Raw genomic sequence first — 21,329 nt, forward strand, 5'->3', positions numbered from 1 at the left:
GGTTGTTGCCATGGACTTCCTTTTCTTACGCGGGTGTACGGGTGGTCTCTGACGTGATCCGCACGTCATGGGTCTGCACGTCGTGGGGAAGCCGGGCCGAAGCCGCACGGCAGTCCCCGAAGCTGTCGCGCAGTCGCGCGAGCAACGTGCTGAGCTGGACGACTTCGTCGTCGGTCCAGTCGTTCAAGTAGTGGGTGAGCGTCCGGATGGAGAGCTCGGTGAGCTCGTCGACCTTGGCCTTGCCCTCGGGCGTGAGCCGCAGGATCCGGGAGCGCTTGTCGGCGGGGTCGGGATCGCGGTGGATCCACTCCTTGTCCGCGACGTGGGCGACGTGTCGGCTGGTCACCGACGTGTCGACGGCGAGCAGCTCCGCGAGCCTGCTCATCCGCATCGCGCCGTGGCGGTCCAGCAGGATGAGTACGGCGGCGGAACCGCCCGGACAGTCGTGGGGCAGGCCCCGTCCGAGACCACGCTTCACGGCACCGATGGCGCTGAGCTGGCGGGCCAGCTCCTCGTACTGACGCTGCGCGGCCACGGCACCTCCTTTTTTGTTGCTTAGGGCAACGATAGAAGCAGTTGGTTGCCGCAGGCAAACTAAAACCGGACCAACGCCTTAAAGTCTCGGCAAAGGTCTGTGGGCCGGAATGTAAAGCCCCTGGCCAGTGGGGGTTGGGCCGGGGGCCGTGCATTCGCTAGGGTCCTGCCTCATGGCACACAACCCCCAGGGTCACCAGGGCAACCCCGATCCCGCCGGCAGCACGCAGATGTTCCGGGCGTTCGTCGACGAGGCTCCGCCGGGGACCCGACAGCAGGTCGCGGCCTCTTCCGGGCCGCGGATCGGCCTCATCCTCGGCGTGGTCCTGGCGGTCGTCGTCGTGGCGGGGGTGGCTTGGCTGGCCCTGGCGTGAGCTGGCCGGGGGCCTTTTGCCGCTGAGCGGCGGCTTTGGCCGGGGGGCTTTGACCGCGGGGCGGGGGCTGGCCGGGGGCCTTTGACTGCGGGGCGGGGGTTCTGGCTGGGCCTCTTGCCGCGGGGCGGGGTTTGGCCGTCTGTTGTCTGTGCGGGCCGGTTGTGGCTGGTCGCGCAGTTCCTCGCGCCCCTGATGGGCTTGGCCTCTGTTCTCGGGTGCGGGCGGATTGTGGCTGGTCGCGCGGTTCCCCGCGCCCCTGATGGGCTTGGCCGTCAGTTTTGGCTGCGGGCCGGTCGTGGCTGGGTGCGCAGTTCCCCGCGCCCCTTTAGGGGGCCTGGCCTCCGCCGGTTCTTCGCGCTCCGCGCCTCAGTTCTTCGCGCCCCGCGCCACAAGCCCCGTGCCCTGCACCCAAGCCCCCCGCGTCCCGCGCCCCGCACCCCAGGCCCTCAGCGCCCCAGGTCCCTGCATTCCGCGCCTCAGGCGCCCTGCGCGCTCCAGGCGCCCACGCCCCGCGCCCCAGGTCTCCGCATCCCGCGCCTCAATCTCCGCACCCCGCGCGCTCCAGGTCCCCGCGCCCTGCGAACCCCAGTTCTCTGCGCCTCAGGTCCCCGGCGCCCCGCGCCACAGGCCCCGCGCCCCGCGCGCCCAGGCCCCCGCGCCCCGCGCCCCCCAGCTTTCCAGCCCCCCCCGGGGGGGGAGGGGAGGGGGGAGGCGGGACTCATGTCCAAGTCGTGTGGATGTCCTGGGTTTCTGTGTGCATGCCCAGGGGGACTCGCCATTCAGCTGTGCATATCAGCCATGTTTTCTTTGACTGTTCGCCCGGAGCTATCGGGGTCGGCAGGGGTCTCGTGGAGTGGGTTGTGGCCCAGTCGACGCCCAGGGCGCCGATGATGTGGGTGCCGAAGGTGATCTTGCCGGAGCGGACCGGGGAGCCTCCGGTGTTGTGGAAGGTGAGCGTCACCTTCTCGCACCAGCGCTTGGCCGTGGGCTCGCGGAGCGGTTCGCCGACCCGGAGCTCGGCGGGGCCGGGTGACGGCTTCGCCGGGGGGCCGGCCGTGCTGCCGCCCGGCGAGGGCGAGGCCGCCGGGGGCGGGGCGTTTGTGCCGCCGGGTGACTTCCCCTCCGAGTCACCGTCGGCGGCGGCTTTGGGGCCGGATGGCGGGCCCGTGGGGGCGCCTCGGCCGTTCTTCGCGGATCCGGCGGGCTCGGCGGGCCCGGCGGGACTGGAGCGTTGCTTGGTGCGGTCGCCGTCCAGGGGGATCAGGCGTACGTCGCCGGTCGGGGTCGCCGCCTCGCCGGGGGCCCGCTCCGGGGAGGCTCCGGCCGCCCCGGTGGCCACGTAGCCGTCGCCGCTCCCGCCGCCGCACGAGGCGAACAGACCGCCCAGGCACAGCACGGCAGCGGACGCTCCGAGCACGTTACGCACACCACGTCGCATCGCCGCAGTGTGGCTGACGGGCCGTCACTTAGGAACCCCGTCAGCAACACCGGCCACGCGCCGCGTACTTCGTCAGTCGGAGATGAGGCCGTCCCGGAGCTGGGCCAGCGTCCTCGTGAGGAGCCGCGATACGTGCATCTGCGAGATGCCGACCTCCTCGCCGATCTGCGACTGCGTCATGTTGGCGAAGAACCGCAGCATGATGATGCGGCGCTCGCGCGGCGGCAGCTTGGCGAGCAGCGGCTTGAGCGACTCGCGGTACTCCACGCCCTCCAATGCCGAGTCCTCGTACCCCAGGCGGTCCGCGAGGGAGCCCTCGCCGCCGTCGTCCTCGGGGGCGGCGGAGTCGAGGGAGGAGGCGGTGTAGGCGTTGCCCACCGCGAGCCCGTCGACCACGTCCTCCTCGGAGACTCCGAGCGCCGCCGCCAGTTCGGGCACGGTCGGCGAGCGGTCGAGCCGCTGGGCGAGCTCGTCGCTGGTCTTGGTCAGCGCGAGCCGCAGCTCCTGGAGGCGGCGCGGGACGCGCACCGACCAACTGGTGTCCCGGAAGAAGCGCTTGATCTCACCGACGACCGTCGGCATCGCGAACGTCGGGAATTCCACGCCGCGTTCGCAGTCGAAACGGTCGATCGCCTTGATCAGGCCGATCGTTCCGACCTGGACGATGTCCTCCATCGGTTCGTTGCGGCTGCGGAAGCGTGCCGCCGCGTACCGCACGAGAGGGAGGTTGAGCTCGATGAGCGTGTCGCGTACATAGCCGCGCTCCGGGCTGTCCTGGTCGAGCGCGGCGAGCCGCAGGAACAGGGAGCGGGACAGAGTCCGGGTGTCGATGGCTTCCGAAGCCGGTGAGCCGTGAAGCGCGTCGGGCGCGGATTCGCTCGGGCTCTTGGTGAGCGTGAGCGTGAGCACCTTCGAGCTGCCCTGGTCTGCGGACATGCCACCCCCTTGAGGTCGCGGACGGTCGCGATGGGCGCTCCCGTCGGAGGAACGCAGCCTCCACCTGAATACCGGAGGTGGGGCTACGGCAAACGCGGTTCCAGCAGAATGTCACATGTCGGCAACGCGCTGTAGTTACTTGTCGACAAAAAAGGGTGACATCCGTGCAGGAAAGAGGGGGTCTGGGGCTTTTCAGCGAAGAGCGCCGTCGGGAACAGCCCCGACGACACTCCACTCGATACGGTTACGCCTCGATCCGATTTGCGGACCGAAGTCGCGCGAAGCTTCTGGCCAGGAGCCGGGACACATGCATCTGGGAAACGCCCAATTCGGCACTGATCTGTGATTGCGTCAGATTGCTGTAGTAGCGCAGAAGCAGGATGCGCTGTTCGCGCTCGGGCAGTTGTACGAGGAGATGGCGTACGAGGTCGCGGTGCTCGACGCCGTCGAGCGCGGGGTCCTCGTAGCCGAGCCGGTCGAGCAGTCCCGGAAGCCCGTCGCCCTCCTGGGCCGCCTCAAGGGACGTCGCGTGGTACGAGCGCCCGGCCTCGATGCAGGCGAGCACCTCGTCCTCGGTGATGCGCAGCCGCTCGGCGATCTCCGCGGTCGTCGGGGAGCGCCCGAAGGCGGTGGTGAGGTCCTCGGTCGCCCCGGTGACCTGTACCCACAGCTCGTGCAGCCGGCGCGGGACGTGGACCGTGCGGACGTTGTCGCGGAAGTACCGCTTGATCTCGCCGACGACGGTGGGCATGGCGAAGGTGGGGAACTGCACCCCGCGCTCGGGGTCGAACCGGTCGATGGCGTTGATCAGCCCGATGGTCCCGACCTGGACGACGTCCTCCATCGGCTCGTTGCGGCTGCGGAAGCGCGCGGCGGCGTACCGCACGAGGGGCAGGTTGGCCTCGATGAGCGCGCCGCGCACGCGGCCGTGCTCCGCGGTGCCGGGTTCGAGGTCCTTGAGCCGGCCGAAGAGGACCTGGGTGAGGGCCCGGGTGTCCGCGCCGCGGGAGCTCCCGGTGCTCGGAGCGGTGCTCGGAGCGGTGCTCGGAGCGGTGTTCGGTGCAGTGTTCGGTGCGGTTCTCGCGGGTGGAGCTTCAGGCGCAGTACTGGCCGGCACGGTCAACGCCACCCCTTCTCAGTCAAGCCCGGTCGAGATCAGTCGGCCTTGGCCAGTACGTCGATCGACCTCGGTCAACTCATCCCTCAAAAGCGGTCATAGCATCACAAGACATGTGCACTGTGTGCAAGCACCCGATAACAACGTGTTGGGTAACGAAATGGCCCCACACCGGTGCGGTGCGGGGCCGTTCGGGGAGTCGCGAGGAGCCGCGGGTGAGCTGCCGAGGAACCGTGGAGGGCCGTGAGGAGCCGTGGGGCGGCGGACGGCTCAGAACTCGTAGTCGGCGATCACCCAGGTGGCGAACTCGCGCCAGAGCGCGACGCCCGCCTGGTGGGCCGGGTGCTCGATGTACCGCTTCAGGGCGTCGGTGTCCTCGACCGCGGAGTTGATCGCGAAGTCGTAGGCGATGGGGCGGTCGGTGATGTTCCAGTCGCATTCCCAGAACGTCAGTTCCGGGATCTGGTCGCCGAGTGCGCGGAAGGCCTTGACGCCCTCGACCACGCGCGGCTCGTCGCGCCGTACGCCGTCGTTGAGCTTGAAGAGGACCAGATGGCGGATCACGGGCACTCCTTGGAGAGGGCTTGAGGCCTGACGGCCCGGACAGCCGCTCAGTCCTTGCCTCCGTTGGCCACCCACGTCATGAAGTCGCCGACGCTCTGAGCAGCGCTCGAAACACCTTCGAAGCCTATCTGCACGTAGTCCGCGGCCTTGGCGGGGTCGGTGATGATCACGTAGAGCACGAAGACGACCACGACGAAGAGGCTGAGCTTCTTCCACTGCACTGCCACGATCTGGTCTCCCCTTACCCGTGCTCCGTGCGACCCCTGTGACGGCCGTGAGTCTAACCCGGACCGTACTCACCGGATCTTCGAGGAACAACGGCCCATGGGCCGAGGCCCTTTGCGGGCCTTCGACGGCCGCCGGGGAGGCCCGCCCGCACGTACGACGAAGGGCCCGTCCATTCGGACGGGCCCTTCGCACCACGAGCGGTAGCGGAGGGATTTGAACCCTCGGTGAGTTTCCCCACACTCGCTTTCGAGGCGAGCTCCTTCGGCCGCTCGGACACGCTACCGAGAGGAACTCTAGCCCAAGATGGGCCGTGGTCAGAAATCGGTTTGGGGCGAGATTTCGAACGGGCCGCTCCGCCCCTGGTTCTCCGCCCCCGGTTCACCGTCCCCGGCGGCCCTCCCGGAAGAAACCGGTGAGAAGTCCCGCGGCCTCCTCGGCGAGTACGCCGTGGACGACTTCGGGGCGGTGGTTGAGCCTGCGGTCGCGCACGACGTCCCAGAGGGAGCCGGCCGCGCCCGCCTTGTCGTCCCGCGCTCCGTAGACGACGCGGTCGACGCGGGACTGCACGATCGCGCCCGCGCACATCGTGCAGGGCTCCAGCGTCACGACGAGCGTGCAGCCGGTGAGGCGCCACTCGCCCAGTTCGGCGGCGGCCCGCCGGATCGCGAGCACCTCCGCGTGCGCGGTGGGGTCGCCGGTCGCCTCGCGTTCGTTGTGGCCCGTGGCGAGCACCGTCGTGCCGTCCGGGGACAGCACGACGGCACCCACGGGGACGTCGCCGCCCCCGACGGCAAGGCCGGCCTCGGCCAGCGCGAGCCGCATGGGGGCCCGCCAGCGGTCCCGTACGGGGTCGGCGGCGGTGCGGTGTTCGGTCGGATCGTTCACATGGGGAACCTAGCGGACCGTTTCGAGCACCTCCGCCGCCCCGAGGGTCTCGGCGATGTCGCTGAGGGCGTCACCCGCCTCCAGGAGGAGCAGCGCCTTCTCCGGCACCCCGAGGTCGGCGAGGATCTCCGTGTCGCCGAGCGGGCCCGCGGGCACCGCTTCACCGGTGTCGGCGGGCAATTCATCCTCCTCGTCGGCGGCGGAGTCCTCCGGCTCGCCGTCCTCCGTTCCGTCCAGGTCGAGGGCTTCCAGGTCGTCGGCCGCGTCCGGATCGCGGCCGAGCATCTCGTCGGTGAGCAGGATCTCCCCGTACGAGCTACGGGCGGCTGCGGCAGCGTCCGAGACGTAGATACGAGGGTCCTCCTCGCCGTCCACGCGGACGACGCCGAACCACGCGTCTTCCTGTTCGATGAAGACGAGCACTGTGTCGTCGTCGTGGTCGGCGATGGCTTCTCGGGCCAGATCGGCCAGGTCCGCCAAGGTCTCCACATCGTCGAGCTCTGTGTCGCTCGCTTCCCACCCGTCTTCGGTGCGCGCGAGCAGTGCGGCGAAGTACACCGTGACTCTCCCACTGGTCATAAGCGGTGCCGGTTGGCGGTTAGGAGTCCCCCCGGCGAGGTCGGGGAGCGGGGGTTGCGGTGCCGAGCCCCGCCCATTCGGAATCGTGGCAGAAACAGCGCCGTCAGGAGAGGTCTTCCGCCCGCTGTGTCCGCGTCGGGTTTTTTCCCCGACCCCCTCACACCCGGCGCGGGGCGGGCCGGTCACCAGCGGAATGTGCGCATGCGCATCTGCTGACGCATCCGTGCCGCCCGGGCGCGGCGCGGCTTCACGCGGGCGCGGAGCTCGATGGCCTCGTCGCGCTCGCGGAGGAACTGGGCACGGCGCTTGCGGCGCTCGACGTCGGTCTCGTCGTCCGCTTTGCGTTCCGCCATGGCTCACACCCGCCTCAGGTCGTACGTCCCCACCTTCCCCCGGTCGGCCGTATTGATGCCCGCGCCGGGCGGGGGCGGGCCCCGGTTACTGTTGATGTCATGCGGATCCACGTCGTCGACCACCCGCTGGTGGCGCACAAACTCACCACGCTGCGCGACAAGCGCACCGATTCCCCGACCTTCCGGCGCCTCGCCGACGAGCTGGTCACCCTGCTCGCGTACGAGGCCACCCGGGACGTGCGCACCGAGCAGGTCGACATCGAGACCCCGGTGATCGGGACGACGGGCGTGAAGCTGTCGTATCCGCGCCCGCTGGTGGTGCCGATCCTGCGCGCCGGTCTCGGCATGCTCGACGGCATGGTCCGGCTGCTGCCGACCGCCGAGGTCGGCTTCCTGGGCATGATCCGCAACGAGGAGACCCTGGAGGCCTCCACGTACGCGACGCGCATGCCGGAGGATCTCTCCGGGCGCCAGGTGTACGTGCTCGACCCGATGCTCGCCACGGGCGGCACGCTGGTCGCGGCGATCCGGGAGCTCATCAAGCGCGGCGCCGACGACGTGACCGCCGTGGTGCTGCTCGCCGCGCCCGAGGGCGTCGAGGTCATGGAGCGTGAGCTGGCGGGTACGCCGGTGACGGTCGTGACGGCCTCGGTCGACGAGCGGCTCAACGAGCAGGGCTACATCGTGCCGGGCCTCGGCGACGCCGGGGACCGCATGTACGGGACGGCGGAGTAGCGGCCGGAGGTCGCAGTTCCTGCTGTCAGCAGTTCCTGCCTGACGGATCGGACGTCGGCTCGGGTTTGGCGAGTGCCGCCAAGGCCTTGTCGGCGTCCTCTTTTTTGGCGAGGTCCTTGAACTCCGTGCCGATGATCAGATCGACCTCGCCGCCCTTGCGGGCGTCCGTCCTGCGTTCGGCGCCCGCGAGCTGCGTGCCGAGCACGGGGAGCGCGGTGTCCGTCGCCGCCGGGGCGCCGAGCAGCAGTCCGGTGCCCTTGACCTTCTTGTCGTAGGCCTTCGTCGCGTTGCCGACCTCGCCGATGGTGAAGCCGCGCTTCCGCAGTTCGTCGGCGGTCTTCTTGGCGAGGCCGCCGCGGGGCGTGGCGTTGAGGACGTTGACCTTGATCTGGCCGGGCTTGAGGAGTGCCTTCGCCTTCGCCTCCCTGGCCTGGGCGGCGGACGAGTCCTTCCCCCGGTCGCAGTCGGCGGCACCGCCCGCGGCGGAGGCCTTGGCGCCGCCGGAGAAGACGTGGATGAGCTGCAGCGTGCCCCAGCTGATCAGGGCCAGCGTCGCGGCGGACGCGACGACCGCGAGCACGATCCTGCGGTGCCCGCCGGTGCGGCGCATTCGAGGGTATTTGTCCCCCGTGATGCGGTATTCGCCGCCCATGCCGGGGGGAGTGAGCATGCTCATGGGCGCAGCGTAGTGCGGCGTGGCGGCGATGCCTACTAAATGATCATCCACGCGTGGCCAGGGCAACCCGAAAGGGTCAATGCGGGGCTGTGGGGGGTGTACTGGGGGTGCCTTGAGCGGCGGGGCGGTGGCCGGCGGGGCGGCCGAGGGGCGGGGCGGTGGCGTCTGGCCGGTGGGGCGGCCGACCGGGGGCGTCTTGACCGGCGGGTCGGGCCGATGGGCGTGCCTTGACCGGCGGCGCTTTGACCGGCGGTGCCTTGGCCGGTGGGTCGGCCTGGTGGCGGTGCCTTGACTGGCGGTGCCTTGGCCGGCGGGTCGGCCTGGTGGCGGTGCTTGGGCTGGCAGCGCTTTGACCGGTGGGTCGAACTACCGGCGGTGCCTTGGGCGGCGGTGCCTTGACGGTGGGGTGGCCGACCGGTGGTGTCTTGGGCGGTGGCGCGTCAGCCCAGTTCGAGTACGCGGGCGTGGAGGACCTGGCGCTGCTGGAGCGCGGCGCGGACCGCGCGGTGCAGCCCGTCCTCCAGGTAGAGGTCGCCCTGCCACTTCACCACGTGCGCGAAGAGGTCGCCGTAGAACGTGGAGTCCTCGGCGAGCAGCGTCTCGAGGTCGAGCTGCCCCTTGGTCGTCACGAGCTGATCGAGGCGGACCGGGCGCGGCGCGACGTCCGCCCACTGCCGGGTGCTTTCCCGGCCGTGGTCGGGGTACGGCCGGCCGTTTCCGATGCGCTTGAAGATCACACGGAAAGCCTACCGGGCAAGGCTCTCCGGGCGCAGCCATGGTGACCGAGTGCGACTCCGGGAAATGCCACCGGAAACCGGGTCAAACCAGGAAGTCTCAAACCGGAAGCGGGCGCCGAAGTGGGCTGGAGCCGACCGATTCCGTCCACACCGGCGAGCGGGAATCCCCCGAACGTGTCTGTGCCACTGGCAAGGGCGCCGGGCGGAACGAAGCGTTCCGACGGCGCGCGGGTGTCCCGCCTCGCCTCGCGAGGCCGCGGAACTTGTCGTTCGGCGCCAATTCGCCCGTCCCTCGGCCGCTGGGCGGTGCCCTGGAGGGCGAAATGTTCGCCGCCGTGGGGGCGTACCTCCGGGCCGTCCCCCCTGTGCTTCCATGCTCCGATGAGACGAGAGCATGCCGCCGGTGCGGCTGATGGTCACCCTGTCCTGCTCGTGCGGGAACGGGCCGGTGAGCGTGATCTGGAGGCGTGCGTCGGTGCGCTCGCGCAGGTGCACAAGGCCGACGGTTACCCCGTCAACTGGCCCGCCGACCCCGGCGCGTGGCTCGCCGGGACCGCCTCGTTCGGCGCCTGGGTGGCCGAGCTCGACGGGCGGGTCGTGGGGCACGTATCGCTGTCCCCCAGCGCGGAGGGGGACGTGGCGCCCGGGCTGTGGGGCGCGCGTGCGGACGTGGACGTGGCGGCGACGGCCGTGGTCAGCCGCCTCTTCGTCGCGCCGGACGCCCGCGGCCACGGGATAGGGGCGTTGCTGATGGGGCGCGTGACCAGGGAGGCCCGGGCCCGCGAGCTCCATCCCGTACTGGACGTGGTCTCCTCCGACGCCTCGGCCGCCGCGCTCTACGAACGCCTCGGCTGGCAGCTCCTCGACGTCGTCGAACAGGAGTGGCAGCCGGGGCAGCGAGTCACCCTGCGCTGCTATGCGGCGCCTTCGGAGGACTGACCATCGCGCCCTCGTGAGCCGCGAGCCGGCGCCTTCGGAAGGCTGGCCTCGGGAGTCAGTGCCTTCGGCGGGGTGGCCTCCGGAGGCGGCGGTGCCTCGCCCAGGGCTTGCGCGGCCGCCGTCCGCAGGGCGTCCAGGAGGACTCGTAGCGCAGGCGGCACCGGCGCTCCGCCGCGGATCGCCGCGTGGATCGACCTGACCGGCCGGGGGCCGCCGACATCCCGTACGACCACGTCGGGCCGGTGTCCGGCCGCGAGGCCGAGCTCCGGGATCAGGGTGACGCCGAGGCCGGCGGCGACCAGGCCCTGAGCCGTGGCGTAGTCGCCGCTCTCCACCACGAAGTCGGGGGTGAAGCCGGCCGCCGCGCAGGCGTCGAGCACCGGGTCCAGGCACGGGCCCGGCGTCTCGCCCGCGACCCAGGGCTCCGCGGCCAGCTCGGCGAGGTCGATCACCGGCCGCGCGGCGAGGCGGTGGCCGGACGGGAGCACCGCGCGGTAGCGGTCCTCCAGGAGGTGGACGAAACGGATGCCGTCCACCGCCGCCTCGTCCCGGCCCCTGACCAGCAGCGCCAGGTCGGCCCTCCGCGCCTTCACCTCGGGCACCGGGTCGTCGGAGTCGTACAGCTTCAGCTCCACCTGTACGCCGGGCTGGGCGCGCCGCAGCGCGGCGAGCGCCGGGGCGACCAGGGGCGCGCCCGCCGTGGCGAAGTACCGCATCGAGACGCGGCCCGTACGCCCAGCCCGCAGCTCGGCCAGGGCCGTCTCCGCCTCGGCGGCGTGGCGGCCGATGACCGTCGCGTACTCGGTGAGGGTCCGGCCCGCTTCCGTCGGGCGCACCCCGCGCCCCGTCCGCTCCAGGAGGGCGATGCCCGCCTCCTTCTCCAGGGCCGCCATCTGCTGGCTGACGGCCGACGGGGTGTAGCCGAGGTTGCGGGCCGCCGCGGTGACCGAGCCACTGGTGACCACCGCCCGCAGGATCTGCATGCGCCGCATGTCGAGCATGCGATCAGTATGGCAGCGACAATGCAGCGGAGCTTAACCCTGGATGCATTTCTTTTCGCTTGTCTTACAGGTCGTGGCGGAGGACCGTTTCCCAGGACCCCACCCGCCGCTCCCGACGGAGGCGAGCAATGCTCAGCGGCCCCCGCGCCACCCTCGTACGTATGGCCGTACTCGCCCTGCTCTGGGGCTCCGGCTTCCTCTGGATCAAGCTCGCCCTGGAGGGCGGCATCGGCCCGCTGCACCTCACGATCGTCCGCTGTGCGCTGGGCGCCGCCGTGCTGCTCGTCCTCGCCCGCTCGGCGGGGCAGCGGATGCCGCGGGACCGCCGGGTCTGGGGCCATCTCGTCGTGGCCGCCCTCTTCTGCAACGCCCTGCCGTTCTTCCTCTTCGGCCTCGGCGAGCAGACCGTCGGCTCGGGCGTGGCGGGCGTACTGAACGCGACGACGCCCCTGTGGTCCGTGGCCATCGGCCTGATGCTGCGCACCGAAGGCCGCCTCGGGCCGGTCCGCCTAGCCGGGCTGCTGCTCGGCTTCGCGGGGACCTTGCTGATCTTCGCGCCGTGGCAGCAGACGGGGCTCGCCAGTTGGGGGGCGCTCGCGCTGCTCGCCGCCGCGGTCAGCTACGCCGTCGCCTTCGCGTACATGGCCCGCCACCTCGTCGCCCGCGACTCCGCGCCGCTCGCGCTCTCCGCCGCCCAACTGCTGACCGCGACGGGGCTCACCACGCTCGCGCTGCCCGCGGCTCCCGGGGGCAGTTCCTCGCCGACGCTGACCGGCATCGTCGCGGTCGTCGTCCTGGGCACGCTCGGCACGGGCATCACCTTCCACCTCAACTCCCGGCTGATCGCCGACGAGGGGCCCACCACCGCTGCCACCGTCGGCTACCTGCTGCCGGTCGTCTCCGTCACGCTCGGCGCACTCGTACTGGACGAAGCCGTCGGACCGCGGGTCATCACGGGCATGGCGGTGGTCCTCGCGGGCGTGGCGCTGACCCGTGGCCCGGAGAGGTGGCGCCGACGGGTCCGGGCGGAGGGCGCGCCTGCCGAACGGGCCGCTGACCGGCCTGCTGACCGGGCCGCCGATTGCCTCGCCGCTGGGCCCGCCGATCGGGCCCGCTGTTGACCTGACCGCCGATCGGACCGCCGATCGGACCGTTGGCCGCCTCGCCGACCGGTCTGCCGGTTGGTCCGCTGACCGGTCCGGTGTCCAGCCCGCCGATCGGGTCCGCCAATGGGGCCTGTCGGCCGGACCGCGCCGGGTCGACGCGAACGTACCGCTGTCGGCCTCAGCCCAGCAGTGACCGCACTGCCGAGCGGTCGACGTTTGTCAGGGCGCGGACCAGCTTCGGGGTGAGGAAGACTATGGCGGCGCCGATGAGCGCCACGGCGGCGATCTGGGCGGGCGAGGTGATGTAGTACTGGTGCCGCTCACCGCCGGACGTGAAGTCGTAGATGCGGTAGCCCGGCCAGCCGACGTAACGGTGGAAGACCCAGGAGTACGTCGGGAAGAGCGCGAGCGCCCAGCCGATCGCGAAAACCGTCACCGTCAGGACGAAGCTGAACACGCGCCAGGGGAACATGACGGCCTGGAACAGCAGCGCCTTCCACCCCGAGGTGTCCGCGAGGCGCGCCCGCGTCCACGCCCACCAGCCCCGGCCCCCGGGCACTTCGAGCGGGGCCGGGCCTTCGACGGCAAGGCCGAGCGCCCTGCGCGCCCGGCCACGCTCGGCGGCCCCGAGCCCACGCGCGCCCGCGAGGACCACGGCCAGTACGGGCAGCCCGAGCACGGTGACCAGCAGCCCTGCCCCCAACGCGAATCCGGCGACGGCGAAGCTGAACCCCGCGATCGCCATGGGCAGCGAGACCAGCACATGGCCGATCTCCCGGAACGTACCGGCGGCGAACGGCGCCCGCCAGAACCCGACGGACCCCTCGGCGGCGAAGGGAACGGCCCTCGGTGGCGGAACGTCCGTGTGTGGACGATCGGCGTACGGGCGAGTGGTGTTCGGCAGGGTCTCGGTGCTCATGGCGGGGCCTCGGATCGTTGCGGTGGGGAGCGCGGGGACGTGTCTTTCCGGCGTCCCCAACGCTCGCGTATCCGCGCCGCCGACGGCATACGGTGACCAGGTGTCTCGGGGGTGGTGCCAGCCCCCCCATCCGGCCGGCCGAAGCCCCTGCCGGGCGGACGGCCTAGCCCCGCAGCACCGCGCCGAAGTAGGCCAGGCCCGAGGGGCCGCCGACCGTGCCGGCGTTGAACGACTTCGAGCCCGTCGCCGTGATCCCCGAAGCGGTGGACTTGAAGAGCCAGACGGCACCGGCGCCCTTGTTCTCGCTCTGCGCGGCGGCCACGAGTTCGGCGCGCCCGTTGCCGTCGACGTCCGTGAGCTGGACGGCGCCTCCGAAGTTGTCCAGCTTCTCCGCCGTGCCGGGCACGCCCGCGGTGCTCTGGGAGAAGGCCTTCGCGCCGGTGCCGGTGAGACCGCCCGCCGAGCCGCGCAGCACGACGACGGTGCCCGCCTTGGACGCGGAGCCGATGGTCTCCGACTGCGCGCCGACCGCGACGTCGGCGTACCCGTCGCCGTTGGTGTCACCCGCGGAGAGACTCCAGCCGAAGGCGTCACCCTTCTCGGCGGCACCGGGAACGCCCGAGGTGGCCTGGGTGACGCGCACGGGGGTGCGGGTGCTCAGGCCGGCCGCCGCGCCGTACGTCACGGTGACCGCGCCGCCCTTGCCGCCGTTGGGCTCGTCGGTCGACTTCTCCATGAAGTTGCCGGTGACGACGTCCCCGTAACCGTCCTTGTCCACGTCGGCGATCGTCGCGGCGTAACCGCCCGCGACCTTGCCCGCGGGCTTGGGCGTCGTACCGCCCTTGTAGAGCACGCTGCGGGTGCGGTAGCCGTCGCCGTGCTCCTCCTGGCCCATGATCAACAGGTCGGTGGCGGCGTCACCGTTCACGTCACCGGTGATGATCTTGTCCGTGTTGATGCCGGTCGCCGCGTACGTGTCGATGCCCGTGCGCTTCACGGCCTTGCCGGTCCGCGAGATCGGGCCCTTGAAGATGTTCAGCTCGGGCGAGGCGAGGTTGGCGGCGGCCAGGTCCGTCCTGCCGTCCCCGTCGAAGTCACCGGTGGCCACGGACCAGCCCAGCTCGTGGCGGTTCTCCGGCAGGGGCGAGGTGATGTCCGTCGCCTTCTTGAGGCCGCTCGCGCCGCCCCAGATCACGGTGAGGGCGCCGGACTCGTTGATGTCGTCGCCGATCTGCTCGGCGTGCACACCGACGACCAGGTCCGTGTAGCCGTCGTCGTCGAGGTCCCCGGTGGTCATCTGGTCGCCGAAGTACTCGCTGCTCTCGGGGGTGCCCGGGATGCCGGAGGTCGCCTGGCTGATCAGCGTGCGCTTGGCGGTGTCGAGGCCTCGTGCGGTGCCGTAGACGACGGCGACATAACCGGCGCCCGATTTCCCCGAGACCTTGGCGGTCGGGGCGGAGACGGCGAGGTCGCCGTAGCCGTCCCCGTTGAAGTCGGCGCGTATCCGGTCCTCACCGGCCGCGGGCGCGGCGCCGGCCGGCGCGGAACCGGCGGCGAGCAGCGAACCGGTCAGGGCGGCCGTGGCGGCGCAGGCCAGGGCCGTACGGAACTTCTTGGGCATGCGGGTCTCCTGCGGCGGTGCGGGAAGCGTTTGTTTGGTCCTGCCGTGGTCCTGCCGTGGTCTGCCGCCCGGCCCGCCTGATGTCGGGCCGCGGGCACGGGCCGGGCAACAGGCCGGGTACGGGCCGGGCACGGGCCGGGACGCGGCAATACGGCACGTCGGCGATCAAGAGACTCGCGATGGGGCGTGAGGGTTGTACGAGGCGTAGGCCGCCGGCGGAGGTTCTGGAGGCGTGGGCCGCCGGCCGAGGTTCTAGAGGCGTAGGTCGCCGGCGGAGGTTCTGGAGGCGTAGGCCGCCGGCCGAGGTTCTAGGAGGGCCGGTCGATGACCTCCTGGGCGATCTCGGGCAGCGGGCGCCCGGTCACGAAGGCGGAGGCCCGCAGGTGGGCGAGGGCCTCCTCGGGGGTGATGTCCAGGCGGTGGGCGAGGCTGCCGGTGGCCTGGTGCGTGGTCCCCCAGTGGGTGTCGATCTGCTCCGCGGGTTCCCAGAGCGGCAGCTCACCGTGGGCGAGCAACTGCCAGAAGGCGGGGAGCATGACCTTGGCGATGGTGCGCGTGGCCGTCTCGGCCTGCTCGGCCGTCTCCTCGTCCAGGACCAGCGGCTCGTGCCGGAGCAGCTCCACCGAGCCGAAGACCTTGTCGTCGAAGGCGAGCGGAAAGGCGTACACGGCCCCGACCTGGTTCAGCTCGCTCTGCATGGCAGCCTCGAACAGCGGCCAGCGCGGCAGCGGCCGGCTGAAGTCGCTGACGAGTACGGGTTCACCGCTGGTGACGGCCGTCACGCAGGGCCCCTCGGCCGCGAGGAACTGGAGCTCCTCCAGGCGGAGCGACAGCGTGCCCGAGGCGCACAGCAACTGGCGGTAGGGGGTGTCGGTCAGGAAGGACAGGCTGGCGCCGTCGACCGGCAGTCCCTCGCACAGCGCCTCGCACAGGCGCCGCGGCAGATTCTCGTCGTCGTCGTGGGCCGCGGCGGAGAGAACCAGGTCCGCCGCCGTGAACTGCTCTGTCATGGCGCTCCGATTCTTGCGCTCAACAGCGCTGATGCCGCGAACAGGTGGCCGCCCGGGTACCCCTGTTCCCGTACCGCACTCGCCAGGGACGTAGCGAAATAGGGGCATAGGGGCATACGGAAGATAGAGGGCATATCCGTCCGGGGTGATCGGCGGGTGATCGGCGGGTGCTCCGAGCGGCTGCCCGCTCCGGCCGAATCGCACCCTGGCGCGGCCCGGTGAACTGAGCTGTACTGCGGGGGAAGGCGGCACCGGAACGGGCGTTCACCTGCCCGTCTCGTCCATCCGCCCATGCCGCCTGCTGCCGCGCCCGGCGTCCGCCGCCGGGGTCGCGCGCACACCGAGCCCCCTGCCCCCGGGCCCGTGCCACCGCACTGAGCACCGCACCGAGCACCGCACTGACCAGCGCCTCGTCCTCCGGCCCCGTACATCGGCCGGGACGTACTCCCGCTCGTCCCGGACGGGCCGATGAGGACGTCAGATGCGAGGCCGGCACCGGAGGGGAGCCGCGCCGTCCTCGCCGATGGCCGCCGTCGGGACCGTGAGCCCGACGGCGGCCATCCCTCATGGCCTCGCGGACTTCTGGGCCGCCCGCCCGTACGAGTGCCGGCCCGCCGGGGCTCTACTCGGGCCGAGGCCGCGTGGTGTCCCGTGCCCGAGCCTGGTGCCGACGGGCCTTGAGGCGGTTCCCGCAGGTCTTCATCGAGCACCACCGGGCGGCGTTGGCGCGGCTGCGGTCCAGGAGGAAGAGGCGGCATTCGGGGTTCCCGCAGGGCCGCAGACGGCCGGGCATGCGCTCCTTGACGTCGGTCCACGCGAGCACGAGCTCTACGGCGAGCCTGCGCTCCGGCGGCACCTCGATGCGCCACTCGATGCCTGACGCGCTGGGCCGGGGGACTTTGTGGACGCCGGCGAGGATTTGACTCAGAGCGGTCTTTGCGACCTCGGTGGCCTCCGGGGCCTTGGCGGCCTCGGTGGTATCCAGGGCCTGTGCGGCTTCAGTGGTCTCCGGGGTCTGTGCGGCCTGTGCGGCCTCTGGGGTCTCGGCGGTCTCCGGGGCCTCGGTGGCCTCTGCGGCCTTGGCGGTCTCCGTGGCCTTGGCGGCCTCTACGGCTTTGGCGGCTGCCAAGGCCTCCGTGGCCTCTGCGGTCTCCGCAGCTTCGGCGGCCTCTAGGGTCTCCGCAGTCTCGGCGGTCTCAGCCGCCTCCGCCGAGCGGCCCGACTCCACCGCCTGGAGCGCGTCCCGGGCGGTGCGCAGCCACCGGCGCTCCTCGTTGCCGCCGGAACCCCCATGTTCCAGCGCCCACTTGTCCACCTCGTGGTCCTCACGCCACAGGTCCTGGCGTCGGCCATCCACCACAGGGGTGCTGTTCAGCGCCTGCATCAGGGCTTGGTCGTCGAGCATGGACCCCACTTCCCCGCCAACTCACTCACTTGACGCACTCACTCACTAACTCCATTAAGCCGCTTGACAGGTTACCCCGGCGTCGGTCTACTTGGCGCCGAAGAGGTAACCACCACAACGCTCCAAAGGGGTTAGTCATGGTTGAGGTCCGCCACCAGTACGCGACAGTGCGGGGACACCGCGTCTTCTACCGCGAGGCCGGCTCCGCCGAGGCCCCCACGCTCGTGCTCCTGCACGGATTCCCCTCCAGCTCCCGCATGTTTCGCCACCTCATCCCGGCGCTGGCCGACCGATTCCACGTCATCGCCCCGGACCACCTCGGCTTCGGCAACTCCGATGCCCCGCCCGTGGACGCGTTCACGTACACCTTCGACTCGCTGACCGACATCACCGAAGGCCTTCTGACCCAGCTCGGCGTCACCCGCTACGCCATATACGTCCAGGACTACGGCGCCCCCATCGGCTGGCGCCTGGCCCTCCGCACCCCGGACGCGGTCACCGCGGTGATCACGCAGAGCGGCAACGCCTACGAGGACGGCTTCGTACCGGAGTTCTGGAAGCCCGTGTGGGCATACGGCGAGAACCCCGGCGCCGAGACCGAACCGGCCGCCCGCGCCGCCCTCTCGCTCGACGCCATCCGCTGGCAGTACCTGCACGGAGTGGACCGTCCCGAGCTGGTCGACCCCGACACGTGGGCCGCCGACCACCGCGAGGTCAACCGGCCGGGCATGGACCTCGTACAGCTCGCTCTGTTCCGCGACTACATCAACAACCGCCCCCTCTACCCCCAGGTGCACGCCTACTTCCGGGAACGCCAGGTCCCTCTCCTCGCGGTCTGGGGCGCGGGCGACGAGATCTTCGGCCCGGACGGCGCCCGCGCCTTCACACGGGACCTGCCGGACGCGGAGATCCACGTGGTTCCCGGCGGCGGACACTTCCTGCTCGAAAGCCACCTGGACACGGTGGCCGACTACATACGCGGCTTCCTGAAGCCCTGACAGTCGCCTACGGCGCCGCCGCCAATGTGGAGGTGACGCCGGGCGGTGGTCAGACGACGGTCGTGGCGGGGCGTGGACTGCCGTGAAAGACCTGGCTGGTGTGCCAGGAACGGTGGGCGGCGGCGATGGGGCGGACACCCGGCTGGGGGCCGATGAGCGGACGCCCGGCGAGCGCGATGACATGCTCGCGGGCGGCGGCGCTGTGACCGACGAAGCTCTGCGAGACAAGGATGCGATGGCTCTCGCCCTGACCTTCGCCCCGGCCCTCACCCCGGCCCCGCCCCTGACCATGGCCCTCGCCGAGACCGAGTACGCCCTTGTCGAACAGCTTGTGGTGCAGCGAGCACAGGCACAGCCCGTTCTCGACGTCATCCGGCCCGTCAAACGCCCACCAGCGCACATGGGCGGCCTCAAGGCCGACCGGCACCGCGCCGATCCTGCCGTCGTACCCGCAGAAGGCGCACTGGTACTCGTACGCCGTCAGGACCATTTCCCGCATCCGCCGGTCCCGCTGCCTTCGCGCGGGCGAGAGGAGTCCGGTCTCGGCCTCCTCCGGTTCCAGGCCGACGGCTTCGCACAGTTCGCCGTGGAGGGAGGGCGGGAAGTTCAGGTCGAGCAGTACCCGCGTCATCCGGCCGAGCAGGGACGGCTCCCGCCGCAGCGCCGCGCGCAGCTCCGGCGTCAGACGCCCGGCGGCACCGGTCGCGCGCAGTTCCCTGACCCCGGGCCCTGGGCTGCCCGGCCCGCGCTCGGTGCGGACCTCCCACACGCCGTCACTCACCAGGTGATGGAAGGGGTAGGCGGGCGTCGTCCGGTTACCGGGACCGTATTCGGTGAGCAGCCCTCGGAGGTCCTCCTCCACGGCGCTGTACCGCAGTTCGTCATCGGCGTCCTGCTGAAACCGGCTGAGCGCGTACAGGAACAGCAACGGCTTGTGCGGAGCGCGCGTCCCGCCCCTCGTCCACTGCCTCAACCGCGCGGCACGCTCGACCCAGTCCATGGTCGGCGATCGTAGTGAGCCGCAGGAGGTGCTGGAATGGCCCCATGGTCGACACCCCGTCCGGCACAGGCTCGCCCGCGGCCCACAGCACCGACCTGATCGTCGTCGGAGGCGGACCGGCCGGCTGTGCCGCCGCCCGCATGGCCGCCGGTGTCGGTATGCGCTCGGTACTGATCGAGCCGGACGTCTTGTGCCGCAATCTCTACCGCATCGGGGCCCTGAACAACGTCCTCGGCGGTCACACCAGCGGTCCGGCGCTCGCCGACGCCATCACCACGGAGATGCGGAACACGGAACTGTGCCGCGTGGAACTCGGCCGCCGCGTCATCGAACTCCGCGCAGGCGACGACCACGTGACCGTCACCCTGGACACCGGTACTTCCCTGACCTCCCCGTACGCGGTCGTCGCCACCGGCGTCGTCCCCCTTCAGCCCCGCGACGTCCCCTGGCTCGAGGCCCCCGGCGGCCTCACCTTGGCCCCGCTCTGGCAGGCCGATGCGGACGACACCGAGGGTCGAACGCTCCTGGTCCTCGGCGGCGACCGCCCGATCGGCACCTTCCTCCGTGCCCATCCGGCCACCGGAACCCGACTGCTGGTCGCGTACCCGGAGGCGGACGCGTACAAGGTCGAGGAGATCCGCCACGACCCCCGCGTCACGCTCCTGCCGGTCGAGCACGTGGCCCTGACGCCCTCCGAAGGGGGAGCGGTGAAAGCGGCGGAGGTGGTGAGCCGGGGCGGCGGGAGGCGGACGATCAACGCGGACGCCGCGTACTCGAGCATCGGAAACGCCCCCACGGCTCCGCTCGGCGACCTCGTCCGAGACGCCGACGGCTACTGCCCGCCGACAGCCCAGCACCCCCGCGTCCTCGTGGCCGGCGACCTGCGCTCCGCCCGCTTCCAACGCATCATGACCGCCATGGGCTCGGGCAGCGAGGCCGCGCTGCACGCCTACTCAGAGAACACCTGATCCAGCACGACGTACCGCTTTCGAGCGTGCCCTCACGAGCCTCCGTGGCCGGGTCAGACCTTCCGAACGACGATGCGATCGGGGAGTAGCTTCTCCAGGTCGTCCCCGTCGGAGGTGAAGACGGTGACTTGGCCTCGTTGGGCGAGTGCGATGACGGCGAGCATGGCGTCGATTGCGTACTTGTGACCGTGCGGCTCGGTATCGGCCAGCAGTCTGCGGGCCCGTCGGGCTTCCTCCTTGCCCAGGTCGGCGACCTTCACCCGGGAGAGCACCCAATCCCAGCGTTGTTCCGTAGTCCTGCCGTCGTATGCCTCGACCAGCGTCATGGGGGAGGTGATCACGTCGGCTTCTCCGCGTGCCGCCAGGTCGAGCCAGCCGATCATCGTGCGGTCTCCGCGGACGGCGAGTGACAGCGCCTCGCAGTCCAGCACGAAGACGCGGAAAGGCTTCGCCGCCTCACTGCGATTCCGGGTCACGCTGCCTCGCGGCTGTGCTTGGCGGCGGTGGCCATGCGGCGTTCATGCTCGGCGTCCAGGTCGTCCAGGTCGTCCAGTGCGCCGTACGCCGCGGAGCGTTCGGATTCGGTGACCGGTCCGTATTCCTCTTCGAGCCACTGCACGAGTTCGAGCAGCCGGTCACGGTCACCTTCTTGGAAGCCAGAGACGACGAAGGCCCCGACCGGTGAACCGGTCAGGGCCTTCGTCTGCCCTTGCGGGCGGGTGCGGAGGATACGAGATTCGAACTCGTGAGGGGTTGCCCCCAACACGCTTTCCAAATGTGGTGATTGTCCCGATGGCTCTGAACGGGGCCGTTCACCTGCGTTCACGACCGGCCGGTCGTGAGAGCGGCTACCGGATGCCGCCCCGCCTGAATGGTCGTGAACGGCACTGAATGAGACGGAGACTGAGACGGAAACGGGCCTCCTCCGCTCCAGGAGGGCGGCAACGTAATCCGCTATGCGCTCGGACGGCGACTGCTCCACATCTGTGTCGACGTAGCGCTCATAGAGGCCGGTGAACGCTCGCGCGGCCGCCTTATCGTCCGCAGGGCGCCTCGCCCCCAGACACACAGCCAAGTCGTATCTCATGCCCGGAGGCTCTCACGCTGCACTAACAAGCTGGCAAGGATTTGGCGACGGGGCTGGTCCTTCGTGACGCCCGCCCTCCATGGGCGATAGCAGACGGTGGAGGCAGTTAGTGAATGACT

Annotated in this window: 25 protein-coding genes and 1 tRNA gene; 6 read left to right on the forward strand and 20 right to left on the reverse strand. The window is 71.0% G+C overall.

Annotated elements, in window-relative coordinates; genetic code table 11:
- Nucleotides 1-25: 25 nt before the first annotated feature.
- Complete coding sequence (locus tag ACZ6JY_RS06480; protein ID WP_469192821.1) at nucleotides 26-535, reverse strand: MarR family winged helix-turn-helix transcriptional regulator; 510 nt, start codon at nucleotides 533-535, stop codon at nucleotides 26-28.
- Between the two features lie 172 nt (nucleotides 536-707).
- On the opposite strand from ACZ6JY_RS06480, the gene ACZ6JY_RS06485 reads away from it, so the two are divergent.
- Nucleotides 708-908, forward strand: a complete 201-nt coding sequence (locus ACZ6JY_RS06485; RefSeq protein ID WP_469192823.1) for a hypothetical protein — start codon at nucleotides 708-710, stop codon at nucleotides 906-908.
- A gap of 718 nt (nucleotides 909-1,626) precedes the next feature.
- Here the strand turns inward: ACZ6JY_RS06485 and ACZ6JY_RS06490 are convergent.
- The 9 genes from ACZ6JY_RS06490 to ACZ6JY_RS06530 all read right to left on the reverse strand — a co-directional run bounded on the left by ACZ6JY_RS06490 (nucleotide 1,627) and on the right by ACZ6JY_RS06530 (nucleotide 7,008).
- Entirely contained in the window at nucleotides 1,627-2,346 is a 720-nt protein-coding gene (locus ACZ6JY_RS06490; RefSeq protein ID WP_469192825.1) for a hypothetical protein, read from the reverse strand.
- A 72-nt stretch (nucleotides 2,347-2,418) separates the two neighbouring features.
- Nucleotides 2,419-3,282, reverse strand: a complete 864-nt coding sequence (locus tag ACZ6JY_RS06495; protein WP_469192827.1) for an RNA polymerase sigma factor SigF — start codon at nucleotides 3,280-3,282, stop codon at nucleotides 2,419-2,421.
- Between the two features lie 244 nt (nucleotides 3,283-3,526).
- A complete protein-coding gene (locus ACZ6JY_RS06500) occupies nucleotides 3,527-4,399 on the reverse strand; it encodes an RNA polymerase sigma factor SigF (RefSeq protein WP_469192829.1) in 873 nt (290 codons plus the stop codon).
- A gap of 270 nt (nucleotides 4,400-4,669) precedes the next feature.
- On the reverse strand, nucleotides 4,670-4,963 hold the full coding sequence (locus ACZ6JY_RS06505; RefSeq protein ID WP_190082869.1) for a Dabb family protein: 294 nt from the start codon (nucleotides 4,961-4,963) through the stop codon (nucleotides 4,670-4,672).
- A 47-nt stretch (nucleotides 4,964-5,010) separates the two neighbouring features.
- Complete coding sequence (locus ACZ6JY_RS06510; protein ID WP_469192831.1) at nucleotides 5,011-5,190, reverse strand: hypothetical protein; 180 nt, start codon at nucleotides 5,188-5,190, stop codon at nucleotides 5,011-5,013.
- Nucleotides 5,191-5,389: 199 nt separating this feature from the next.
- A tRNA-Ser gene (locus ACZ6JY_RS06515) sits at nucleotides 5,390-5,474 on the reverse strand.
- 95 nt (nucleotides 5,475-5,569) lie between these two features.
- Nucleotides 5,570-6,013, reverse strand: coding sequence for a tRNA adenosine(34) deaminase TadA (gene tadA, locus ACZ6JY_RS06520; RefSeq protein ID WP_469193031.1), 444 nt, complete (start codon nucleotides 6,011-6,013; stop codon nucleotides 5,570-5,572).
- Between the two features lie 72 nt (nucleotides 6,014-6,085).
- Nucleotides 6,086-6,634 (reverse strand): tRNA adenosine deaminase-associated protein, encoded by a 549-nt coding sequence (locus tag ACZ6JY_RS06525; RefSeq protein ID WP_469192833.1) that lies wholly within the window; start codon nucleotides 6,632-6,634, stop codon nucleotides 6,086-6,088.
- A 203-nt stretch (nucleotides 6,635-6,837) separates the two neighbouring features.
- Entirely contained in the window at nucleotides 6,838-7,008 is a 171-nt protein-coding gene (locus tag ACZ6JY_RS06530) for a hypothetical protein (RefSeq protein ID WP_469192835.1), read from the reverse strand.
- A gap of 99 nt (nucleotides 7,009-7,107) precedes the next feature.
- On the opposite strand from ACZ6JY_RS06530, the gene upp reads away from it, so the two are divergent.
- The gene (gene upp, locus ACZ6JY_RS06535; protein WP_469192837.1) at nucleotides 7,108-7,743 is read left to right on the forward strand and encodes a uracil phosphoribosyltransferase; all 636 of its coding nucleotides are present in this window, start codon (nucleotides 7,108-7,110) and stop codon (nucleotides 7,741-7,743) included.
- Nucleotides 7,744-7,768: 25 nt separating this feature from the next.
- Here upp and ACZ6JY_RS06540 read toward each other — a convergent pair whose 3' ends face one another.
- Both ACZ6JY_RS06540 and ACZ6JY_RS06545 read right to left on the reverse strand, forming a co-directional pair.
- The gene (locus ACZ6JY_RS06540; RefSeq protein WP_469192839.1) at nucleotides 7,769-8,419 is read right to left on the reverse strand and encodes a LytR C-terminal domain-containing protein; all 651 of its coding nucleotides are present in this window, start codon (nucleotides 8,417-8,419) and stop codon (nucleotides 7,769-7,771) included.
- Between the two features lie 440 nt (nucleotides 8,420-8,859).
- Nucleotides 8,860-9,156 (reverse strand): type II toxin-antitoxin system VapB family antitoxin, encoded by a 297-nt coding sequence (locus ACZ6JY_RS06545; protein ID WP_003955420.1) that lies wholly within the window; start codon nucleotides 9,154-9,156, stop codon nucleotides 8,860-8,862.
- 381 nt (nucleotides 9,157-9,537) lie between these two features.
- Between ACZ6JY_RS06545 and ACZ6JY_RS06550 the strand changes: the two genes are divergently transcribed.
- The gene (locus ACZ6JY_RS06550) at nucleotides 9,538-10,095 is read left to right on the forward strand and encodes a GNAT family N-acetyltransferase (RefSeq protein WP_469192841.1); all 558 of its coding nucleotides are present in this window, start codon (nucleotides 9,538-9,540) and stop codon (nucleotides 10,093-10,095) included.
- On the opposite strand, the gene ACZ6JY_RS06555 is transcribed toward ACZ6JY_RS06550, so the two are convergent.
- Entirely contained in the window at nucleotides 10,071-11,096 is a 1,026-nt protein-coding gene (locus ACZ6JY_RS06555) for a LysR family transcriptional regulator (protein ID WP_469192843.1), read from the reverse strand. The genes ACZ6JY_RS06550 and ACZ6JY_RS06555 overlap by 25 nt on opposite strands.
- A gap of 128 nt (nucleotides 11,097-11,224) precedes the next feature.
- On the opposite strand from ACZ6JY_RS06555, the gene ACZ6JY_RS06560 reads away from it, so the two are divergent.
- Nucleotides 11,225-12,217, forward strand: coding sequence for a DMT family transporter (locus tag ACZ6JY_RS06560; protein ID WP_469192845.1), 993 nt, complete (start codon nucleotides 11,225-11,227; stop codon nucleotides 12,215-12,217).
- A gap of 163 nt (nucleotides 12,218-12,380) precedes the next feature.
- Here ACZ6JY_RS06560 and ACZ6JY_RS06565 read toward each other — a convergent pair whose 3' ends face one another.
- The 4 genes from ACZ6JY_RS06565 to ACZ6JY_RS06580 all read right to left on the reverse strand — a co-directional run bounded on the left by ACZ6JY_RS06565 (nucleotide 12,381) and on the right by ACZ6JY_RS06580 (nucleotide 17,157).
- A complete protein-coding gene (locus ACZ6JY_RS06565; RefSeq protein WP_469192847.1) occupies nucleotides 12,381-13,121 on the reverse strand; it encodes a sensor domain-containing protein in 741 nt (246 codons plus the stop codon).
- A 163-nt stretch (nucleotides 13,122-13,284) separates the two neighbouring features.
- On the reverse strand, nucleotides 13,285-14,742 hold the full coding sequence (locus tag ACZ6JY_RS06570; protein WP_469192849.1) for an FG-GAP-like repeat-containing protein: 1,458 nt from the start codon (nucleotides 14,740-14,742) through the stop codon (nucleotides 13,285-13,287).
- Between the two features lie 308 nt (nucleotides 14,743-15,050).
- Complete coding sequence (locus ACZ6JY_RS06575; protein WP_469192852.1) at nucleotides 15,051-15,752, reverse strand: GAF and ANTAR domain-containing protein; 702 nt, start codon at nucleotides 15,750-15,752, stop codon at nucleotides 15,051-15,053.
- Nucleotides 15,753-16,374: 622 nt separating this feature from the next.
- Nucleotides 16,375-17,157 (reverse strand): CGNR zinc finger domain-containing protein, encoded by a 783-nt coding sequence (locus tag ACZ6JY_RS06580; protein ID WP_469192853.1) that lies wholly within the window; start codon nucleotides 17,155-17,157, stop codon nucleotides 16,375-16,377.
- 137 nt (nucleotides 17,158-17,294) lie between these two features.
- On the opposite strand from ACZ6JY_RS06580, the gene ACZ6JY_RS06585 reads away from it, so the two are divergent.
- A complete protein-coding gene (locus ACZ6JY_RS06585; RefSeq protein ID WP_469192855.1) occupies nucleotides 17,295-18,155 on the forward strand; it encodes an alpha/beta fold hydrolase in 861 nt (286 codons plus the stop codon).
- Nucleotides 18,156-18,204: 49 nt separating this feature from the next.
- Here ACZ6JY_RS06585 and ACZ6JY_RS06590 read toward each other — a convergent pair whose 3' ends face one another.
- Nucleotides 18,205-19,155: a phosphorothioated DNA-binding restriction endonuclease gene (locus ACZ6JY_RS06590; RefSeq protein ID WP_469192857.1), complete on the reverse strand. Its 951-nt coding sequence runs from the start codon at nucleotides 19,153-19,155 to the stop codon at nucleotides 18,205-18,207.
- Nucleotides 19,156-19,199: 44 nt separating this feature from the next.
- Here ACZ6JY_RS06590 and ACZ6JY_RS06595 point away from each other — a divergent pair, with 44 nt between their 5' ends.
- Nucleotides 19,200-20,123 carry an FAD-dependent oxidoreductase gene (locus ACZ6JY_RS06595; protein WP_469192859.1) on the forward strand — a complete coding sequence of 308 codons (924 nt, stop codon included), beginning with the start codon at nucleotides 19,200-19,202 and terminating at the stop codon, nucleotides 20,121-20,123.
- Between the two features lie 53 nt (nucleotides 20,124-20,176).
- Here ACZ6JY_RS06595 and ACZ6JY_RS06600 read toward each other — a convergent pair whose 3' ends face one another.
- Both ACZ6JY_RS06600 and ACZ6JY_RS06605 read right to left on the reverse strand, forming a co-directional pair.
- Nucleotides 20,177-20,599 (reverse strand): type II toxin-antitoxin system VapC family toxin, encoded by a 423-nt coding sequence (locus ACZ6JY_RS06600; protein ID WP_469192861.1) that lies wholly within the window; start codon nucleotides 20,597-20,599, stop codon nucleotides 20,177-20,179.
- Nucleotides 20,596-20,886, reverse strand: a complete 291-nt coding sequence (locus tag ACZ6JY_RS06605) for a hypothetical protein (RefSeq protein ID WP_469192863.1) — start codon at nucleotides 20,884-20,886, stop codon at nucleotides 20,596-20,598. The genes ACZ6JY_RS06600 and ACZ6JY_RS06605 overlap by 4 nt, the downstream gene beginning before the upstream one ends.
- Nucleotides 20,887-21,329 lie beyond the last annotated feature (443 nt).

This window comes from Streptomyces sp. NPDC046335, from assembly GCF_055587985.1.

What these genes read in the sequence shown, in the direction of transcription:
- ACZ6JY_RS06585 (WP_469192855.1), top strand. Translation starts at nt 17,295, where the DNA reads ATGGTTGAGGTCCGCCACCAGTACGCGACAGTGCGGGGACACCGCGTC.
- ACZ6JY_RS06575 (WP_469192852.1), bottom strand. Translation starts at nt 15,752, where the DNA reads ATGACAGAGCAGTTCACGGCGGCGGACCTGGTTCTCTCCGCCGCGGCC.
- ACZ6JY_RS06590 (WP_469192857.1), bottom strand. Translation starts at nt 19,155, where the DNA reads ATGGACTGGGTCGAGCGTGCCGCGCGGTTGAGGCAGTGGACGAGGGGC.
- ACZ6JY_RS06560 (WP_469192845.1), top strand. Translation starts at nt 11,225, where the DNA reads ATGCTCAGCGGCCCCCGCGCCACCCTCGTACGTATGGCCGTACTCGCC.
- ACZ6JY_RS06530 (WP_469192835.1), bottom strand. Translation starts at nt 7,008, where the DNA reads ATGGCGGAACGCAAAGCGGACGACGAGACCGACGTCGAGCGCCGCAAG.
- tadA (WP_469193031.1), bottom strand. Translation starts at nt 6,013, where the DNA reads ATGCGGCTCGCGCTGGCCGAGGCCGGCCTTGCCGTCGGGGGCGGCGAC.
- ACZ6JY_RS06570 (WP_469192849.1), bottom strand. Translation starts at nt 14,742, where the DNA reads ATGCCCAAGAAGTTCCGTACGGCCCTGGCCTGCGCCGCCACGGCCGCC.
- ACZ6JY_RS06580 (WP_469192853.1), bottom strand. Translation starts at nt 17,157, where the DNA reads ATGCTCGACGACCAAGCCCTGATGCAGGCGCTGAACAGCACCCCTGTG.
- ACZ6JY_RS06565 (WP_469192847.1), bottom strand. Translation starts at nt 13,121, where the DNA reads ATGAGCACCGAGACCCTGCCGAACACCACTCGCCCGTACGCCGATCGT.
- ACZ6JY_RS06485 (WP_469192823.1), top strand. Translation starts at nt 708, where the DNA reads ATGGCACACAACCCCCAGGGTCACCAGGGCAACCCCGATCCCGCCGGC.
- upp (WP_469192837.1), top strand. Translation starts at nt 7,108, where the DNA reads ATGCGGATCCACGTCGTCGACCACCCGCTGGTGGCGCACAAACTCACC.
- ACZ6JY_RS06490 (WP_469192825.1), bottom strand. Translation starts at nt 2,346, where the DNA reads ATGCGACGTGGTGTGCGTAACGTGCTCGGAGCGTCCGCTGCCGTGCTG.
- ACZ6JY_RS06550 (WP_469192841.1), top strand. Translation starts at nt 9,538, where the DNA reads ATGAGACGAGAGCATGCCGCCGGTGCGGCTGATGGTCACCCTGTCCTG.
- ACZ6JY_RS06595 (WP_469192859.1), top strand. Translation starts at nt 19,200, where the DNA reads ATGGTCGACACCCCGTCCGGCACAGGCTCGCCCGCGGCCCACAGCACC.
- ACZ6JY_RS06495 (WP_469192827.1), bottom strand. Translation starts at nt 3,282, where the DNA reads ATGTCCGCAGACCAGGGCAGCTCGAAGGTGCTCACGCTCACGCTCACC.
- ACZ6JY_RS06540 (WP_469192839.1), bottom strand. Translation starts at nt 8,419, where the DNA reads ATGAGCATGCTCACTCCCCCCGGCATGGGCGGCGAATACCGCATCACG.
- ACZ6JY_RS06555 (WP_469192843.1), bottom strand. Translation starts at nt 11,096, where the DNA reads ATGCTCGACATGCGGCGCATGCAGATCCTGCGGGCGGTGGTCACCAGT.